The sequence below is a fragment of the Idiomarina sp. genome (assembly GCF_019431395.1).
In the GTDB taxonomy this organism is placed as follows: Bacteria; Pseudomonadota; Gammaproteobacteria; order Enterobacterales; family Alteromonadaceae; genus Idiomarina.
In genome coordinates this window covers 2415208-2433752 of record NZ_CP080268.1, presented here as the reverse complement: position 1 = coordinate 2433752, position 18545 = coordinate 2415208, and the positions used below count along the sequence as shown (strand labels likewise).

13 protein-coding genes and 3 pseudogenes are annotated in these 18545 nt (G+C 47.3%); 11 read left to right on the top strand and 5 right to left on the bottom strand.

Annotated elements, in window-relative coordinates:
* Nucleotides 1-10 precede the first annotated feature (10 nt).
* A pseudogene (locus KZ771_RS11760) lies at nucleotides 11-1217 on the bottom strand (IS256 family transposase).
* A 177-nt stretch (nucleotides 1218-1394) separates the two neighbouring features.
* Here KZ771_RS11760 and KZ771_RS11755 point away from each other — a divergent pair.
* The 9 genes from KZ771_RS11755 to KZ771_RS11715 all read left to right on the top strand — a co-directional run bounded on the left by KZ771_RS11755 (nucleotide 1395) and on the right by KZ771_RS11715 (nucleotide 11643).
* A complete protein-coding gene (locus KZ771_RS11755) occupies nucleotides 1395-1955 on the top strand; it encodes a CHAT domain-containing protein (protein WP_290653635.1) in 561 nt (186 codons plus the stop codon).
* A gap of 322 nt (nucleotides 1956-2277) precedes the next feature.
* Complete coding sequence (locus KZ771_RS11750; protein WP_290653633.1) at nucleotides 2278-2805, top strand: hypothetical protein; 528 nt, start codon at nucleotides 2278-2280, stop codon at nucleotides 2803-2805.
* Nucleotides 2802-4214 carry a hypothetical protein gene (locus KZ771_RS11745; protein ID WP_290653631.1) on the top strand — a complete coding sequence of 471 codons (1413 nt, stop codon included), beginning with the start codon at nucleotides 2802-2804 and terminating at the stop codon, nucleotides 4212-4214. Before KZ771_RS11750 ends, KZ771_RS11745 begins: the two co-directional genes overlap by 4 nt.
* Before the next feature lie 9 nt (nucleotides 4215-4223).
* The gene (locus KZ771_RS11740; protein WP_290653629.1) at nucleotides 4224-6554 is read left to right on the top strand and encodes a hypothetical protein; all 2331 of its coding nucleotides are present in this window, start codon (nucleotides 4224-4226) and stop codon (nucleotides 6552-6554) included.
* Nucleotides 6555-6680: 126 nt separating this feature from the next.
* Complete coding sequence (gene istA, locus KZ771_RS11735) at nucleotides 6681-8174, top strand: IS21 family transposase (protein ID WP_290653627.1); 1494 nt, start codon at nucleotides 6681-6683, stop codon at nucleotides 8172-8174.
* Nucleotides 8167-8919 (top strand): IS21-like element helper ATPase IstB, encoded by a 753-nt coding sequence (gene istB / locus KZ771_RS11730; protein ID WP_290653625.1) that lies wholly within the window; start codon nucleotides 8167-8169, stop codon nucleotides 8917-8919. The genes istA (KZ771_RS11735) and istB overlap by 8 nt, the downstream gene beginning before the upstream one ends.
* 718 nt (nucleotides 8920-9637) lie before the next feature.
* The gene (locus KZ771_RS11725) at nucleotides 9638-9940 is read left to right on the top strand and encodes a hypothetical protein (RefSeq protein ID WP_051018781.1); all 303 of its coding nucleotides are present in this window, start codon (nucleotides 9638-9640) and stop codon (nucleotides 9938-9940) included.
* Entirely contained in the window at nucleotides 9937-10293 is a 357-nt protein-coding gene (tnpB, locus tag KZ771_RS11720) for an IS66 family insertion sequence element accessory protein TnpB (protein WP_034821960.1), read from the top strand. Before KZ771_RS11725 ends, tnpB begins: the two co-directional genes overlap by 4 nt.
* Before the next feature lie 114 nt (nucleotides 10294-10407).
* Entirely contained in the window at nucleotides 10408-11643 is a 1236-nt protein-coding gene (locus KZ771_RS11715; RefSeq protein ID WP_290653618.1) for an IS66 family transposase, read from the top strand.
* Between the two features lie 64 nt (nucleotides 11644-11707).
* Here the strand turns inward: KZ771_RS11715 and KZ771_RS11710 are convergent, their stop codons facing one another.
* The 3 genes from KZ771_RS11710 to istA (KZ771_RS11700) are packed head-to-tail and all read right to left on the bottom strand — an operon-like array spanning nucleotide 11708 to nucleotide 13921.
* The gene (locus KZ771_RS11710; RefSeq protein ID WP_290653616.1) at nucleotides 11708-11941 is read right to left on the bottom strand and encodes an ATP-binding protein; all 234 of its coding nucleotides are present in this window, start codon (nucleotides 11939-11941) and stop codon (nucleotides 11708-11710) included.
* Between the two features lie 10 nt (nucleotides 11942-11951).
* On the bottom strand, nucleotides 11952-12452 hold the full coding sequence (locus KZ771_RS11705; RefSeq protein WP_290653615.1) for an ATP-binding protein: 501 nt from the start codon (nucleotides 12450-12452) through the stop codon (nucleotides 11952-11954).
* An 11-nt stretch (nucleotides 12453-12463) separates the two neighbouring features.
* Complete coding sequence (gene istA, locus KZ771_RS11700) at nucleotides 12464-13921, bottom strand: IS21 family transposase (RefSeq protein WP_290654853.1); 1458 nt, start codon at nucleotides 13919-13921, stop codon at nucleotides 12464-12466.
* 315 nt (nucleotides 13922-14236) lie between these two features.
* Between istA (KZ771_RS11700) and KZ771_RS11695 the strand changes: the two are divergent.
* Nucleotides 14237-14578 (top strand): annotated as a pseudogene (locus KZ771_RS11695) (transposase); the annotation flags it as partial.
* Between the two features lie 405 nt (nucleotides 14579-14983).
* Here the strand turns inward: KZ771_RS11695 and KZ771_RS11690 are convergent.
* Nucleotides 14984-17242: pseudogene (locus KZ771_RS11690) on the bottom strand (hypothetical protein); the annotation flags it as partial.
* A gap of 72 nt (nucleotides 17243-17314) precedes the next feature.
* Here KZ771_RS11690 and KZ771_RS11685 point away from each other — a divergent pair.
* Nucleotides 17315-18520, top strand: coding sequence for an IS256 family transposase (locus tag KZ771_RS11685; RefSeq protein ID WP_290569042.1), 1206 nt, complete (start codon nucleotides 17315-17317; stop codon nucleotides 18518-18520).
* Nucleotides 18521-18545 lie beyond the last annotated feature (25 nt).

Below are 18545 nucleotides of genomic sequence, written 5' to 3'. Positions count from 1 at the left end.
GTTTGCACTGTTAAATCCGATCCTGATACATGATCTCGAATTGCGCCATGGCCGGTTTCCAGTTGCGTATGGGCATCGTCCACTTTTTCGATGCCTGATGCAAGGCTAAGTACAATACCTTCATGATGGCCTCATCATTCGGGAACGACCGGCGAGTCTTGGTAATTTTACGCAATGACGCGTTCAGCGATTCGATGGCGTTAGTGGTGTAGATAGCCTTACGTATCTCCGCCGGGTATTCGAAGAATACGCTTAAGCGTTCCCAGTTTGCCCGCCATGAGCGGCTTTATGGTCGGATGCTCTTCATCCCACTTTTCAGCGAACTCTTCCAGCGCCTGCTCTGCTGCAGCGCGGGTGGCAGCACCATAAATTAGCTTTAAGTCAGCTGCGATGATCTTGCGTTGCTTCCAGTTTACGTAACGCAGAGAGTGACGAATTTGATGCACGATGCACAGCTGTACCTGAGTCTTCGGGTAAACCGCTTCAATGGCTTCGGGGAAGCCCTTCAGGCCATCGCAACAGGCGATAAAGATATCATCGACGCCGCGATTTTTAAGCTCGTTCATCACAGATAACCAGAATTTAGCGCCTTCGGTTTGCGCCATCCACAGGCCAAGGAGCTCTTTTTCACCGTCGGTGTTAATACCAAGCGCCAGGTAGACTGACTTATTTTGAACAACGCCAGAGTCACGGCTGCGAACCACCAGGCAATCAAGGTAAACGACCGGGTAAAGCTTTGCCAGTGGTCGATGTTGCCAGGCCTTTACTTCGTCCATCACCTCGTTTGTAACCTGAGATATGAATGTGGGAGATACTTCAACACCGTAGGCTTCTTCAAGGTAAGCCTGGATATCCCGGGTAGTCATGCCTCTGGCATAGAGCGCGACGATGCGCTCATCGAATCCGTTAAGCTGACGTTCACCTTTGCGAACCAGTTTAGGCTCAAAGCTACCGTTGCGATCACGGGGAATATCCAGCTCGACGTCACCGTTGGTGCTACGAACAGCCTTCTTGGTTTTACCGTTGCGGGAGTTACCGCTGTTATTGCCGGCCGCATCATTTGGGGCGTAGCCTAAATGGGCTTGCATCTCGGCTTCTAAAGCGCGTTCAGCGACCTTCTTGGTAAGCTGCTTGAGCAGCCCAGCTTCACCTAAAATGTCGTCGGGTGAGTCACAGCCATCAAGCAGCTGATCGATGAGTTTGTCTGATATTGGCATTCTGATATCCTTCTTCGATATTGCTAAGAATGCCATTTACACAGATATTTTTACACTCTCACCTTATCAGAGCATGATCGCCTTCACCAATCTACAATCATCGAACTCGAGCAACTGACGAAGCTACCAGAGAAGATTGCAATAGCCTTTTTCGCCGCTAACCCGCTTGATCAAGACTTGCTGCGCTTAGATGAGGAAGTTCGCTCTATTCAAGAAATGCTGAGAAAGTCGCTACATAGGGACTCCATTACGTTTCATTCATTTTGGGCGACTCGCTCCATTGACATTCTTCAGTCGCTCAACGAGACCAACCCGACGGTAGTGCATTTTAGCGGTCATGGTTCGGATAGAGATGAACTCGTACTCCAAGATAATAAAGGCGATACAAAACTGATAACCAAGGAAGCTATAGTTCAAACCATGGTCGCAACAGAAAGCAATATTCGCCTTGTGTTATTCAATACTTGTTTTTCAGAAGGCCAGGCAGAAGCTATTGTCCAGCATGTTGACGCGGCTATAGGTATGTCAGACAGCATTTCCGATGACGCAGCAAGAATTTTTTCTTCTCAATTTTATTCGTCTATCGGCTTTGGACTCTCAATTGCTTTGGCTTTTGAGCAAGCCAAAGCAGCGTTGATGCTGGAGGGGATTCCTGAGTCTGAAACGCCACGGCTTTTCGTCAGGGAAAATAAGGACCCTAATAGCATGGTCATAGTGAAGCCGGAAGGAGTAGTTTAAGTCGATAATTGACGACCCACATGGTCTTGTTCAGGCGTCTATTGCTAGTTAAAAAGTAGTGCGATTAACACCCTTGTACCCAATAACTTTCCAAAAAATAGCCTCTCAAGCCTAAAAAATCCCAGCTGTTTGAAAAAAACACACAAATTCCATGCACCATTTTTTCTCTATTTTTAGAGAAAAAATTTCAAATGATTCGTGAAAGTCCTTTTATACCGTGCTCCCCAAGGTTTTCTCCTGATCAGATCCGATATTATAACTTCATAACATACATCGCTTTTTGGCGCTGCTGAAGCAATGTTTCAAATATTAGGGATCGGATATGAACGCAATAAAAGGACGCCTTACAGAAGTAGAAATCGAGAGGGTATTTATCTTATCTGAAGCACGATTGCCCTTCGACCTTTCGTGTCAACTGCTTAGACAATGTGACAGCAACTCGTCCAGTTTAGTTGAATCAAGATTGATACAAACTGAATACCCGATTGCGGTGAAATCAGAAAATAATTTTGGCGTGTTTTCCGGCTGGAAAGAGTTGCGGGATGCAGATAAAAGTATTGAACTGATTTGCTTTTCAGCTCTACCGGTGACCGAGATATCTTTACACGCATGGAGATACGTATATCTCGATATGAGCTCACAACTCAAAAGTAACACTTACCTCGCCCAGCTTAAAAAGTTTATGGAGATGTGCCCCGTTGAGATTCTGAGTCAGCTTACCTCCACCGAGGGAAAGACTGCCTTGGCCCGAGCTTATAATCTTGCCAATGCTGATTACAAAAGTGCGATGCGACACATTCGAAACCTAGAGCAATACCGAACCGGGATTGTAGGGGGAGTTTTAAAATGATTTTGCCACCCTCAGACCGACATAAGAAACGTTTAGCGAAACGGTATGCATTTGAACATGCTAGGCGCAATATAAAATATGGCAATGCTTCCCTAAATAGACTAACGATCCCCACTCTCAAAAAAGTCGTTGAACATTGCGAGGCTCATTCTGATGAACTTGTAGCCAGTCTGGCTTTAACAGTATTGTTCACAGGTCGAACCGTCGCCGACATCGTAGGTGAGAACGTTTCCTTTTCTTTGACTCCCAGTGGGTTGGGTCGATTAGGCCTGAGTTGGAAGTTACGATTTGGTCGTCCGGAATCATCTTTGCTTGTTACCTTTGCAAAGGAAGCAGTTGAGGCTGATCCATATATTCTGGTTCCCACCGAATTAGCCAAGGCAATTGATGTCATACGGCAACAGAAAAAAGGTGTTCAGGCTTGGGAAAAGCTTCTTGATAACTTCCTATCTGAGTTTCGTGGACCAGGCGAGCAACTGGTCACTCGTGTGCGGCTGCAAAAAGCAATCGATTATGAACATTGCACAGTCGGGATGAGCCGCTACGAGCGCGATTATGTTGCAAACCGACCCATCGACGATCACATGCAAAATTTTTATGCATCATTTCCCTTAGATAGCCTCCACCAGTCATTGCGCCGATTCGGGCAGTTATTTCTATTACCTGAGTACTTGAATGGATACGATTTCGAAGTCGAAACTAGCGGTTTATTAATCGGTTCTAACCGCAGACTCAACGCTTCCGGCGTTCAAACCATTTTTGAATTGATCACAGACGCCGTCGGTTCCGCGCTGAGTTCGAACGAGTTGAAGACGATTTTGAACGCTTGTGCAACATACACAATTCAGGTTTTGTCTCTCGCAACGCTTCACCGTCCGACCAAAAGACCGTTTGGAACGATTAATGATTTTTACGGGGATTTCTCTCACGTTGAGATCGAAGATAAAGGACCGGAGTCCTTTAGGGTTGTTCCTCTATGTAAATTCGCGCGCAACTCGATACGTGAATATTGCAAAGTCTTGGAAGCGGCAAAAGTTCGACTTCGCTTTCAGCAGCCTAATGAATATGCGTGTATTTGCGAGATGCTGGAGGGGAAATCCGCTCTTTTCAGGAGACTCACAACTAACAGTTTCTTAGCCGACTTCTCAGCATCAACGGAAGACGCTGAAGATCCGTTTTTACTAAGAAGTAATTGGCATCGACACACTATTTCATCAGAGCTGATCAGTCGTGGCATCGATCGCGATCTTTTATCTGCTTTCATGGGACACCGACAGAAGTTCGACACGCCTCTCTCTGACTTTTCGGCTTTTAACCTTTCCGATCTACAACAAGTAAGTCGCGCAATAGATGCGCTATTTGACCTATACAAAGTTCGGACTATTTCCGGACTCTACAAGCAAATTTAGGGGGCACGTATGGACATCACCAAAGAACTCATAAAGAAATTTGGAAATTCTACTCAGCAGGATAAAAAGAAAAATGCCGACTCGTGCGCGGCAGCAATAATATCTGTTTGGCTGAATGGGGTAGGACTAGAAACAGTCGACACAGGGTTGCGCGAATTACTGTTTCTCGAAACAAAAAATGTCGCAAAAAAGGCTGATGTCACTAGCACCTTTGTAAAATACATGCTGGATTCACTGCACCGCACTCTATTCAACGTTGGTATTTACCGTAGCGTTAAAAAGCCTCCCCTCATGAATCCGAAAGTTTCGCGAGCCACCAACCTGATATCCGGCGTTTATGAGAAAGAAATCGAACGCCTAAAAACTCAAAAAGAAGGGCTCAGTCCGACAGATCATCTTGATAGCGCCTTATTTTTTGCTGCTTTCGAATCAGGCTTGTGTTTTGAAGAGGGGTTAGAAGCTTTTCAAACTGCAGTTTTGACCTATCAGAAGCCACCGACGAGTATAAGCGACGACATATTTTTTAACTTGTGCTACGAGCGTCATAATCATAAGCATAATCGTCGAACTGCTGGAGTTTCATACACAGAGCGAAAGTTTTTTCCAGTGGGGCTCACTCTGCTAGCGGTTACAGGCTTCTTAAAATCTAGGCCACTTTTATGTGTCGAGCAAACAGCCACACAACGATTACGAAAAAAAATCGAGGCTCACGTATCACATGGAACCTTAAATAACGTCAGTACTGCATTGCTGCTACAAGCAGTGGCAATGTCCATCAGTCAACGAGTAGGCGCGCAAATGCCAAGTTTTTTGATGCACTATGCGTCAGGTAAAGTGTGCAGCACATCAACATTTGATGAATCGTTACTGGCCATGCACGCGCAGCATGTTAACCACAATAGCGGCACTAAACTGGAACAACGCGCCCTATTACCACGCGTGCAAAAATCATCACTCAAAAAGCGAAAATTGAACTCGTATAACTTTGAAATCAACCGTCAGCTCAGGGAACTGTTCAAACAAGAGCATTCAACACCTAATATCGACGAAGCCTGCCGCAAAGAAGTGATAGCAGCGCTTCAAGCCCTCAAGCGACGCGAAGTAAACAGTCTGTCTGAGCCTGAATATCTTTTACTCGAATGGCTACTCCACCAGTTCACTCACGGTACGCTTCGCAGATTTGGATCTGGCGCGAGATATCTGAGTGCGATGGGAACCATCTGGTTGCACCTAACAGAGCGAATTGCTGTTTCTGGCCTCGAACCTGACGAGATCGATGAACTCTACTCCGAGCTGCAACGAATGGGGCAGAATTCTGACTCAAGCTTTCCAGATATGTTGGAAAACTTAATGGAATACCTGCATAAAGTGCACGATATTGAGCTACCGACCCCGTTGCAAAAAACCGATGCGAAAAAGTCAGAATTTGTCCGTTCAGCTCTTCCCTCATCTGCCCACCTCGAACAGTTACTCGTTGATGTAGACAAGATCTATTCCAACACAACTGCGCATATTCGCGATTCCCTACTAGCAATGCTGATTATCATGATGCGGATAGGGCTTAGGCCACACGAAATCGCCAACCTTGAAATCAAAGACGCAACTCTCAACGGCACTGGACATATATTTGTTCGTAGAAATCCACATTACAAACCAAAAAGCGCTTCTTCGCCGCGTCAAATTCAAATTGATACCTTACTAAAACAGCAGGAGCGTGAATTTATTCGTCGATTTATCAGGCGCCGGCAGGACGAAGTAAGCGACGTTAAGCAGCGGCAAGTAAAATCAGCGCTGCTTTTTACAACGCACCCTGGGCGTAACGTACCATTTGACATGCGCGAGGTCAGTACCCATGTAACAGCGTTGCTTAGCCAATACTCTGGAGTAAGAACACCGCTCTACCAGTTGCGCCATTATGCATTAACGATGTTCCAATTGATTTGCTTCGCCTCAACTGAGCGAGTTCGTCACTTTAGCTCATACTCAGTTGATGAAATTGAAAGAATCAGGCGATACTTTCAGCCCTCCGATTCATTCAATATATTGTATAAAATCGCATCAGTTGCAGGCCATCTGACACCAGACACCGCATTATCAACTTACTGCCATTGCACCGATTTATTGCTGCATGAAGCAGTGCTCCGCACAGAAGCTTCAATCGACTTTTCAGTAATACAAAAGCTCTCCCGAATTCAGTCAGCCAAGCTCAAATCACTGGCTGAACAAACCCAGGTCCAAACACAGCGGATGAACAATCCTGAACTGCTACAGCTGGCCAAATTAGCTTTGCAACAGGAGCGAACCCGTTGGACAAACAACCTCAAACCAAAACGCTCTTAAGGAGTATCAAAATGAATCATCATGTACTTGAATATTGAGCGACAATTACGGTGGCCGGTCTAGCGGCAATTATCTTGGCCGGTTGATCTGATAAGGTTCGGCACAGCAGAACGGAGGGAGTTCACTGTGCCGGGAACACGAATCACGGATCAACAGGTCATGATCTATATGAAACACAGAACACGAAATAGCCAAGTTGTCGCTGCTGCTAAGGCAGGCATTTCAGAGCGATCAGCCCGGCGCCTTGATAAAGCCAATCAACAAACGAACGACGGTAAGCGCCAGTGGCGCACCCGCAAAGATCCGCTTGAAGCGGTATGGGATAGCGTTGTTGTTCCCATACTCAAGCAGGATAATGACATTACGCCAGTGGGCGTTTTTGATCACCTTTGCGAATATCACACCGATAAATTCAGTCCCGGCTCGCGTCGTACACTTGAGCGCCGCATCCGTAAATGGCGATCGTTACACGGGCCAGCTAAAGACGTTGTGTTTATACAAACGCATGAATATGGTGCGCTCGGTATTACCGATTTTACTCATGTGAAGTCACCGGTCACCATTGCCGGCGAGCCATTAAAGCACATGCTGTTTCATTACCGGATGCCGGCCAGCGGCTGGGCGTTTGTGCAGGTCATCTACGGTGGTGAAAGCTTTGCGGCTTTCTCTGACGGATTACAAAATGCGCTACACGCCGCCGGGGGAGTGCCTCGGGAAGCCCGTACCGACAGCCTGAGTGCCGCTTATAAAAACCACTCATCGGTTGATGACTTAACCGAACGCTTCAACGACCTTGTGAAGCATTACGGTTTTAAAGCAACACGCAATAATCCGGGTGTTGCTCATGAGAACGGTGCTATCGAAAGTCCGCACGGGCACACCAAGTCCCAAGTCGAGCAAGCACTAAAAATCCGCGGTAGTTACGACTTCGACAGCCGTGATGCGTATGAAGTCTTTGTCGCCAATGTGGTAGAACGGCGTAATCGTCGCGTCAGCGACAAATACCAACTCGAGCAGCGGCAATTACAGCCGCTGCCCCGGGCAATGAGCGTCAATTACACCGAGCATTATGTCACGGTGTCGCGGACAAGCACGATTTGCCTCAAGCGCGTCACCTACACGGTGCCATCACGGCTTATTGACAGTCGATTACTGGTACGACTTTATGATGACCGGTTAGCGCTATTTTACGGCACCGACTTTGTGATGGAGCTTGAGCGAGTCTATGCCGACAAAGGTGGTCGCGCCCGCAGCGTCAATTACCGGCATGTGATTGATGCGCTGGTGAAAAAGCCACGCGCCTTCCGCCATTCACAGTTGCGCGATGACCTATTACCGGACGACAATTACAAGGCCATCTGGGACTATGTCGACGACACGCTAACGGCCGATAAAGCCAGCTATTACATGGTAAAACTGCTTCATTTAGCCAAACAAAGTGGTTGTGAGCGTCAATTAGGGCGCTTTATTGCCGCGTCAATTACCCAGCGACAATTACCGGCCATCCGGGAATGCGAAGAGCGCTTTTTAGTTATCGAGCCGAAAGCACCATCACTAACCATCAAGCAACACAGCTTAAGCTCGTATGCCAGCATGATACCGGGAGGCCTGCATGGATAACGCAACGGCCTCATTATCACTCATGCTCAAACAGCTTAAGCTAGCCACCATGGTTAAAGAGTGGGATGCGCTGGGCAATAAAGCCGTTAAAGAGCAATGGAGCCCTCAGCAGTACTTATCGGAGCTCTGCCATATCGAGCTGGCAAACCGCGAAGATAAACGCTTACAGCGGTTGCTGAAAGACGCCAAGTTACCGGCTGGAAAAAACCTTGGCAACTTCGATTTTAATCTGGTCGACGGTATCTCAAAACACCAAGTCATCGACCTGGTTAACCAACCCGGGTGGCTGAAACTCGGCTCTAACGTCTTACTGTTCGGAGCCAGCGGACTGGGTAAAACCCATATCGCCAGTGGCATCGGTTACGGGCTTATCGAGCAGGGCTATAAAGTTAAGTTCATCGCGGCGTCAGCCATCGTGCAACAGCTACAGCAGGCTAAACAACATCTTCGATTGCAGGATGAGCTGCTGAAACTGGATAAATACAATCTGCTTATCGTGGACGACGTAGGTTACGTTCGCAAAACCGAGCAGGAAACCAGTGTGCTGTTCGAGCTAATCGCACATCGATACGAAAGACACAGCATGATCATCACATCAAACAAGTCGTTCGAGCAATGGGATGAACTGTTCGATGACTCAACGATGACCATCGCCGCCATCGATCGGCTGGTGCATCATGCGACAATCCTTCATTGCGAAGGTGAAAGTTACCGGCGCAAAATGGCAATGAGCAACGGTAGTTAAAAATCGGTATCAACCGGCCAGGATAATTGCCGGAAAACCGGCCAAGGTAATTGACGCTACATAACTTGAACGCCCAGCAACTTTTTCCGTTGATAGGATAAGCCAAATCTTAACTGCATTCGACAGGGGAATAGACGTAACTGAAATTTCCGACGTCTATAATGTGGACTTAAGGCGAGTTCATAGTGTCATTCAGGCCGCTCAGCGAATTGCTAAGACCTACGTTACAACAAAGTCTTGCCCCCGCCTATACAGTAGTGAGTCTAGAAGTCTCAGCGTGCCTATGCCAGCAATAACTGGCGAAGTGCTGGAGTCTGCTCGGATACTGCACAAATTATCTCCACCATCAGGGGAGCCTTTAAGTGCAGAGCTTAAACGAGCAATTCATGAGTTTCTTAAGATGACCACACATGCACATCGTTACGTCTCTTTATCTACGCCAGAGCAGCTAAAGCTAATACTCGACCCCCTTCAAGTTGCAGTAAAATCAAATAGGTGGCTCCTTGTGATAGAAGTTAGCGACAGTATGACTAGAGAAAAAGTACAACAGTCATGGGACGAAGCGCAGTCCCGAGTAGGTAAAATAAAGATGCGAAGAAAGAGCGGTGTTTCACAAAAATACTTACATGGAATGTAAGCGTAACTCGAACCACACCTATTCAGTCATAGTTTAAAGCCATAGGCTACCATCAAGTTTAACCAATAAGGTGGTAGCATCATGAGCCGAGCATACCGAACTCGCGAGCAATGGCGTGAGCTCATTGCTGAATTTGAACAAAGCAACCTGAGTCAGAAAGACTTTTGTGAGCCACGCGGCATAAATTCTGCCTACTTCAGTCAACGTCGAGCAGAGCTTAAGCGCGAAGCTGAAGATAATGACACGAGCTTTGCTCTAGCGGTGCCTCAGTCGGTCACCGCGCAGCAAACCTTGCAGCTTCGTCTTGGCCAAACCGAATTGGTGTTGCCGTTGTCGGTATCACCGCGTTGGGTCGCGCAATTGGTCAAAGAGCTCAGCGCATGAAGATGTTCGTTGAGCCACCGGCAATTTACTTACACAAGGCGCCGGTCGACTTTCGTAAAAGCATTAATGGCTTGAGTGCCATTGTAGAGAGTGAAATGGCGCTCTCACCGTTCAGTGGTGCGCTATTTATTTTTTGCAATCGCCAACGCGATAAGCTCAAGGCTCTGTATTGGGATAAAACAGGCTTTTGCTTGTGGTACAAGCGTCTTGAGAAAGCCAGGTTCAAATGGCCGAAAAAGATGTCAGGCAGCACCATTTCCCTGACTGAGCAGCAATGGGCATGGCTTTTGGATGGTCTGGATATTACCCTGATGAAAGGCCATCAACCACTGCATTTTAGCTCGATAACATGATCGTTTTTTTCATATAGGGATCAAGCATAAACCATGATTTTTCGATCACTAATCGGTCTAAGAAAGCCTTTATCTGTTGCGGTTTAGCGCCGATTTATGCGGTATAATGTCCGCATGAAAAAGATTGATGCAAACACACTTCCAGACGATGTTGAAGCACTCAAAGCTATGCTGCTTGAGCAGCAGGCTGAGAAGGCTCGCCTGCAACAAGAAAGTGAGCGCTGGAAGCGTGACTTCTATCAGTTATTTGAAAAATGGCAGCTTGAGCTGAAAAAGCGTTTTGCGGCCAGTGCTGAAGGTCTTCCGGGTCAAGGCGACTTGTTCAACGAAGTGGAAGACATCCTCAATCCTGATGAGGAAGAGGTCGCTGTCGAACAACACGTTGCCTACACCCGAAAACTACCGCGCCGTGCCAGACTCGATGCATCATTGCCGCGTAAAGAAGTCATTCACGATATCAGCGATGACGATAAAACCTGCGAATGCTGTGGCACGGACATGCATCGCATGGGCGAGGATGTCAGCGAGAAGCTCGACTTCATCCCGGCTAAGATGCAGGTGACTCGACATATTCGACCTAAATACAGCTGCCGCACTTGTGAGCAGCAAGGCACTGAAACCAGGATAAAGCAGGCACCGGTGCCGGCAAGCATGCTGCCAAAAAGCATCACTACGCCAAGCTTACTGGCCCAAATCATTACAGCGAAGTTCCAGTATGGCCTGCCGCTGTATCGCCAGGAAGCCATGTTCAAGCAGTTCGGCGCCGATATCAGTCGCCAGACCATGAGCCGTTGGTTGGTAGCGGTGAGTCAAAAACTTGAGCCACTGTACCAGCGCATGCATGACCTTCTCGTGCAACAGCCTGTGCTGTGGGCGGACGAGACAACAATAAAAGTCATCCAGTCTGAGAAAAGAAAATCCTACATGTGGGTGTATGGTTGCGGCACAGATAAGCCGCCGCCCGGTAATACCTCATCACCACCCAACATCGTACTGTATGACTACCAGGATGGTCGCGGCGGGTCACATCCGAAGGACTTCCTGCAGGGTTACCGTGGGCCATTGCAAGTGGACGGCTATCAAGGTTACGAGCAAACTGATGCTATCCTTGCCGGTTGCTGGGCACATGCCAGACGTAAGTTCGTGGACGCCAAAACCGTGCAGGGGAAAAAGAAAACCGGTAAAGCAGATGTTGCGATTGCGTTTATTCAAAAGCTGTACCGTGTTGAACGGCTGATGGCTGATAAGTCAGCGGATGAGCGTTTGCATGCACGGCAAAGCGAATCCGCAGCTGTAATGAGCGACTTGAAAGAGTGGCTTGATACGCAGTTAAACTGCGTATTTCGGTGATTCCGAACAGCGATTCCGGAGTTATCCGATCACCTGTTAGCCGTTCTTTTTCATAACCCTCTTTTTACGCTAAGTGATCGGATTGGTCTAGTTTTCTCATGGATTCTCCTGTCAGTTCGATTCGGTGACTGTTGTGCAATAAGCGGTCAAGTAAGGCGTCGGCAATGGTGGGACTGGGTATCAGCTTGTACCACTCGCTGGTGGGGATTTGACTGGCGATAATGGTACTGGATTGTTGGTAGCGTATTTCCATCACATCAAGCAGGTCATTCGCCTGACGAGCACTTAACTTCTCCATGCCCCAGTCATCAAGGATAAGCAGTTTTCGCTTCGCTAATATTCAACTGCTGTCGGTAAGAGCCGTCAGCATGTCCAACGTGTAACTCATCCAGCAGCTCTCCGAGGCGGTAATAACGAGCACTGTGATGTTGTTCACTGGCCTGCGTTGCCAGCGCACTAGCCAGGTGGGTTTTACCACAGCCTGTTGCCCCGGTGATGATAATGTTCTGGTTGTAGTGCAGATATTGCCCGCTTAGTAGCACCGCTATTTTTTCTTTCTTAAGCCCACGCCCACTGCGGTAATCGATACCGCTCGGGCGGGCATCGAAGCGCAGCTTTGCCTGGCGGGTCAGACGTTTTACTTTGGTGTTGTCACGGCACAGTATTTCGTGGGTGGCAAGCAGACCGAGACGCTCTTCGAAGCTCATGTCGGTATAGGTATCCGGTTGCTCTTGCTGCTGTTGTAACGCCTGAGAGAAGTGCCCCAGCCGTAATGCACGCAGTTGTTCATGGAGTGATGATAAACTCATAATGATCGTCCTTATTGGTAGTAGTGTTGTCCACGGATGTTGGGATGGTTAACCGCCGGCGAGTCGTCGGCTTCGGTATGCGTGAGGTCTTGCTCTTTATTATTTGCCAGCAGGTTCAGAATGACCTTGCGGTGTGGTTGCTCGAGCACTAGCGCTTTCTGACAGGCGGCTTCAAGCCGCTCCTGTCCGTATTTACTGCCCAGGTTAAGGATAGCGAGGCAGCTTTTTATTGCCTGCTCCGGATGTTGTCGACGAGCCAGTTGGGCTGCGATAACCGCACGAGTGCCGCTGCCGATGGTTTCAGCCCAGCCAAGCAGGCGCTCAACACCCCAGCGCTGTTTTACGTGAGCATCCGGCATATGCTCTTTAATCGTACTAAACGCGCCGGGCTGATGTTTTCTGGGGTGCTGTGCCACGACCTTACCCTGATAGTAAAAGCAGATGATTTGCGCTGTTGCTTCCAGTGTAACGGTCTGTCCGACCAGGTTGTGGGGTACAGAGTAAGCGTGCTTAGCGTACAGAACATGGTAGTCCGGTCCGACCCGGGCTTGTTTACTGTCGATGTATTGATAGCCATACGCAGGCAACGGCATTAGCGCTGGTTTATCAAGACGGATATAAAGTTCGTGCCGTGAGCCCGGGTGAACGCGTTGCTGACGGTGATTAAGCTCAACCAGCAGCTCCCGGATCCGCTGATTAAGGCTGGATAGCGTATAAAAGTGATCATGTCGCAGACGCATTAAGATCCACCGCTCTACGATAAGAACGGCGTTTTCTGCTTTTGATTTGTCTTTGGGTTTATAAGGTCGGGCAGGCATGATGGCGGTGTTGTAATGACGCGCCATGCGCGCATAGTTTTCATTTAACACCGGTGCGTAGCGGTTTGCCCTGGTGACCGCCGAGCGCAGATTATCCGGCACCAGTAGCTGTGGTACGCCACCGAAGAACTCAAAGGCGCGTACGTGCGCCATGATCCAGTCTTCCAGTTGCTGTGAACGCCCGGCTTCAACATAGGTGTAATTTGAAGCACCTAAGGTTGCCACGAAGACTTGTGCGTTATAGCGAACGTCACCGGTATCGGGATTGAGGATAGGCACTGTCGGGCCGCAGTAATCGATAAACAGTTTATCGCCGGCAAGGTGTAATTGTCGCATGCTGCGCTTTTGGGTCTTGCGCCAACTGCGATAGTGCTCACAGAACTGCGTGTAACCATAGGCAGTGGCTGAGTCCTTTTCCCGGTACTCGCGCCACAACAGTAGCTTTGTCATCCCTTTACGCTTGAGCTCTTGATGCATTTCATAAAAATCTGGCTGGCGTTTGGCGCGGGACACATTCCGGCCTCTATATACAGCAGCCTCAAGCTCAGTGTCACTGAACTCCTCAGGCAGCGGCCAGGTGAGTTCACTGGCAGCAAAGCGCGATAAAATCTCGCTAACGGTGGCGGGGCCGACAGATAAGCATTTACTGATGTCTCTCTAACTGAGCCCGGCATCAAACCGAAGTCTCAGGATGTCTTTTATCTTACTCATTTGGGTTCTCTTTCTAGCCATGGTCAGCCATTCCTCAATGCAGTTGCGTTGAGTTGAGCTTACCAGTTGATTTAGTTAGAAAAAGAACGGTATTTCGGCATTCCGATCACCGATTTCGGCAATCCGAACAGTGATTTCGGAAAAAGGCTAAAAGTGATCGGATAAAACCGAAACAGGTGATCGGTTTAAACCGAAATGGGTGATCGGATTGAACCGAAATGAGTGTTCGGATTCATCCGAAACATGCAGTTAAACCAAGTGCCACCGACGAGCGTGATAGGCAAAGCCGTGCAATATACATTGAACCAATGGTCGAAGTTGCAAGTGTATTTAACCGACGGACGCATTAATATCGATAACAACCGCGCTGAGCGCGCTATCAAACCGTTCGTGATTGGTCGCAAAGCTTGGCTGTTTGCCAATACCTACGGTGGAGCGGATGCCAGTGCGATGCTGTACAGCTTGGTAGAAACCGCCAAAGCCAACGGACTGCAACCGATTGACTACCTGATGAGCCTGTTCAAGCAGTGGCCACTCATTAACGACAGCGATAATATCGACCACTTACTGCCCTGGAATATCGAACTCACATCCTAGCGTCAATTATCTTGGCCGGTTGTGTGGTTCGCGTTACGCTTACCATGGAATAGGCCGACTATTTTTCCTAGCCGAAGGTTTAAGTGAGAAAACCCAACAATGGATGAAAGAGCAAAAATACAGCCGATACTCCTCGCGAGCGATGCAAGCTGCACTTCACAGTCTGGCAATTTATAATTTGTCATTAAAGCTATACGAAGACGCAGAACATTCTGAGCTATCGAATGCTTAGAGTGTGCTTGGAAGTCAATGCTGCAACTTCAAGCGACGGTATCACGCTGCCGACGACTTTAAATTTGCTGAGGGAGCTTTGAGTCGAAAGATTCGAAGCCCCTTATAAAGTTCTATGATTCAAGCGTGAATCTATTGGCGCATCCGATTTTTCAGATTTATTATCAAACGATTCTAGCCACCACTTCCTTCCCTATAGAGAAACTTATCCCTAGGAATCCATTCCTTTCGCTGCATCAAGTTTATGATTTTTACTTCTTCATGATGCTTAAGATATTTATATGTAAAGTACCTTACTACTTTGTCTTCGTGCGTCGATAAAATTATATATTTCTCACGGAAATCGTTCCGCAACACTTCAACCAAAGATGACATATTGATGTCGTCCATAGTCTGAACTGGATCGTCAATAAAAATACTAGAAAACCGATTAGCATAGACTTTATGCAAAGCCAAAGTTAAAGCAATAACAACGGCTGATATTTGGCCAGAACTCATGGTATTAAGAATATCATGATCGCTTTCCCAATTTGAAACAAGCCGCACATTTTTAAGCTCGTCTAGGCCAGTAGGGTCCTTAATAAATATCCCGTGTCCAAGTCCAGCTTGGTGAGATTGCAGAATTTTACCGGAGTATATGTAGAACGGGATCTCAATATCAGTAATAAGTTTTTTCCTATACTGCTTTATTTTGCCTTTTAAAATACCTGCAAGCTTATCTACGTCATTTGCGGCGCGTACCATTATCTCATGTCGTTTAGATAATTCGACAAGTTCCGACGAGACTTCTTTCAAGGAAGCGAAATAGAGATCCTTAACGTAACGTTCTTTCCTATCCAGCAAACCAACATCAAGCTGAGCCAACCTATCATGCTGACTGTTGAAGTAATCTCGATAAATTCTGTCAAACACATTTGAAAGGTTGGCTTCATGATAGCCATCTGGACCTTCTCCTATTGCGGCTCTTATTCGTTCGCAAAGAAAATCTGTAGCCTCCGAAATGCTATTAACAACGTCAGTTGCCGGGAACATACTCAAAAGTAAGTCATCATGCTCGATGTGTTCAGAAAACAGCCAATCTCTTAGTTTTGCAAAACGCTCTTTCATATTTAAAGCCTTAGAAAGAGCAAGCAGCTCCTCTTGAGAAGGAGCTTGCGTCTCATTTAAATAGGCTGCACATGCGTCAATTAAAGGGCTTAAATGTGTTTTATCAAAGCTATCACGAGTAGTGACTAACACCTTCTCTTGCCCTGATAGCTCTGAACGAAGTAGATGCCCATGTTTAATTATCGCGTGGTTCAATGCGTCGTGCGATTCGTAGCCCTGTCCGCAGAGTAAGCAAGCAGACTCATCTGGCATTCTATCGAGATCTGCTGACAGAGAATTGTGATGTTTAAGGAGTTCGGAGTAAATTGAGTTCAGGCCTACCGATTTTTTCTCCTCGTCAATAAGGTGCTGGAGTGAGCTTTCAAAAACCACACTATCCTCCAGGTTAAGCGCATTAAAAAGAGTTTCAAAACTCTGTATTTTGCGAATTTTTTTTAGGTCCCGGCTCTTAAGCGCTATGTAGCAACTCTCGATCAGTCGATGCCTCTGACTCTGTTTCACATGTGCATCGTAGTCAGCAATAGAGTTAAAATAGCCAACATACAGCTCAAGAATTTCCCGCTGCCGAATGGCGTTCTCAAAACGGCGATTTCTAAGAAAATAGAATTGATGGCGAAGAAGGTTCTTAACATGAGTAATTTCTGCCAATGAGCTATTGAACTTTTCTTGGTCCAACTCAGGGATTGCAACCAAATCCCAAAAAGGGCTCATATTGGTTTCAGCAAGCCATGGTAGAGCATAAACATGTGGCTGATTGGCCTCAGTTTTAATGTTATTAAAGTCGTCAATTTTGTATAGCTGTTTTATTTCTAAAATTCGGGAGCTGATCTTTCGTTTGGTATTGTTGATATTTCGGGAAATATCGATGAGTTTCTTTAGCTTCTCATCAGACTCACGTGTGTTGCCGAATAGCTGAGCAAGCTCTTCAGCTCTTTGCGTTTCGTTTTTCGTCTTTAAAAATCGTGATGTCTCTTCTTGTTGTACGTAATGGAAAAGTAAAAAATCCCGTGCAAGATCAGTCGAACCAAAATATTGATTGAGCTTATCCTGACTTGACGGTTCAGCTCTTCCATCCACAATTTCATTCAGCTCCCAAAGCTCTTTAAACTTAGATATTTTCTTGTGGCTATCGGGAACACGGCCTTTCATCTTCCGCTGAAATACTTTTACATTGGACTCTGAATCTACAAACTCCAGTATGACCTCAACATTTTCGTTACCTTGATGAGCAACGACAACGTCAGCTGGATTCTGCCGAGCCTCCAAGGATATTAAACGGCTAATATTCCCCGTTATTCCCAACTCAATAGCATCAAAGACTGATGTTTTGCCATATCCGAGAGTGTAAAAATATCTGTGTAAATGGCATTCTTAGCAATATCGAAGAAGGATATCAGAATGCCAATATCAGACAAACTCATCGATCAGCTGCTTGATGGCTGTGACTCACCCGACGACATTTTAGGTGAAGCTGGGCTGCTCAAGCAGCTTACCAAGAAGGTCGCTGAACGCGCTTTAGAAGCCGAGATGCAAGCCCATTTAGGCTACGCCCCAAATGATGCGGCCGGCAATAACAGCGGTAACTCCCGCAACGGTAAAACCAAGAAGGCTGTTCGTAGCACCAACGGTGACGTCGAGCTGGATATTCCCCGTGATCGCAACGGTAGCTTTGAGCCTAAACTGGTTCGCAAAGGTGAACGTCAGCTTAACGGATTCGATGAGCGCATCGTCGCGCTCTATGCCAGAGGCATGACTACCCGGGATATCCAGGCTTACCTTGAAGAAGCCTACGGTGTTGAAGTATCTCCCACATTCATATCTCAGGTTACAAACGAGGTGATGGACGAAGTAAAGGCCTGGCAACATCGACCACTGGCAAAGCTTTACCCGGTCGTTTACCTTGATTGCCTGGTGGTTCGCAGCCGTGACTCTGGCGTTGTTCAAAATAAGTCAGTCTACCTGGCGCTTGGTATTAACACCGACGGTGAAAAAGAGCTCCTTGGCCTGTGGATGGCGCAAACCGAAGGCGCTAAATTCTGGTTATCTGTGATGAACGAGCTTAAAAATCGCGGCGTCGATGATATCTTTATCGCCTGTTGCGATGGCCTGAAGGGCTTCCCCGAAGCCATTGAAGCGGTTTACCCGAAGACTCAGGTACAGCTGTGCATCGTGCATCAAATTCGTCACTCTCTGCGTTACGTAAACTGGAAGCAACGCAAGATCATCGCAGCTGACTTAAAGCTAATTTATGGTGCTGCCACCCGCGCTGCAGCAGAGCAGGCGCTGGAAGAGTTCGCTGAAAAGTGGGATGAAGAGCATCCGACCATAAGCCGCTCATGGCGGGCAAACTGGGAACGCTTAAGCGTATTCTTCGAATACCCGGCGGAGATACGTAAGGCTATCTACACCACTAACGCCATCGAATCGCTGAACGCGTCATTGCGTAAAATTACCAAGACTCGCCGGTCGTTCCCGAATGATGAGGCCATCATGAAGGTATTGTACTTAGCCTTGCATCAGGCATCGAAAAAGTGGACGATGCCCATACGCAACTGGAAACCGGCCATGGCGCAATTCGAGATCATGTATCAGGATCGGATTTAACAGTGCAAACAGCCATTTACACAAA

Excerpts from the sequence above, each read along its gene's own strand:
- KZ771_RS11710 (WP_290653616.1), bottom strand. The coding sequence starts at position 11,941 with ATGGAGAAGTTAAGTGCTCGTCAGGCGAATGACCTGCTTGATGTGATG.
- KZ771_RS11750 (WP_290653633.1), top strand. The coding sequence starts at position 2,278 with ATGAACGCAATAAAAGGACGCCTTACAGAAGTAGAAATCGAGAGGGTA.
- KZ771_RS11705 (WP_290653615.1), bottom strand. The coding sequence starts at position 12,452 with ATGAGTTTATCATCACTCCATGAACAACTGCGTGCATTACGGCTGGGG.
- KZ771_RS11715 (WP_290653618.1), top strand. The coding sequence starts at position 10,408 with ATGAAAAAGATTGATGCAAACACACTTCCAGACGATGTTGAAGCACTC.
- KZ771_RS11685 (WP_290569042.1), top strand. The coding sequence starts at position 17,315 with ATGCCAATATCAGACAAACTCATCGATCAGCTGCTTGATGGCTGTGAC.
- KZ771_RS11745 (WP_290653631.1), top strand. The coding sequence starts at position 2,802 with ATGATTTTGCCACCCTCAGACCGACATAAGAAACGTTTAGCGAAACGG.
- KZ771_RS11740 (WP_290653629.1), top strand. The coding sequence starts at position 4,224 with ATGGACATCACCAAAGAACTCATAAAGAAATTTGGAAATTCTACTCAG.
- istB (WP_290653625.1), top strand. The coding sequence starts at position 8,167 with ATGGATAACGCAACGGCCTCATTATCACTCATGCTCAAACAGCTTAAG.
- KZ771_RS11725 (WP_051018781.1), top strand. The coding sequence starts at position 9,638 with ATGAGCCGAGCATACCGAACTCGCGAGCAATGGCGTGAGCTCATTGCT.
- tnpB (WP_034821960.1), top strand. The coding sequence starts at position 9,937 with ATGAAGATGTTCGTTGAGCCACCGGCAATTTACTTACACAAGGCGCCG.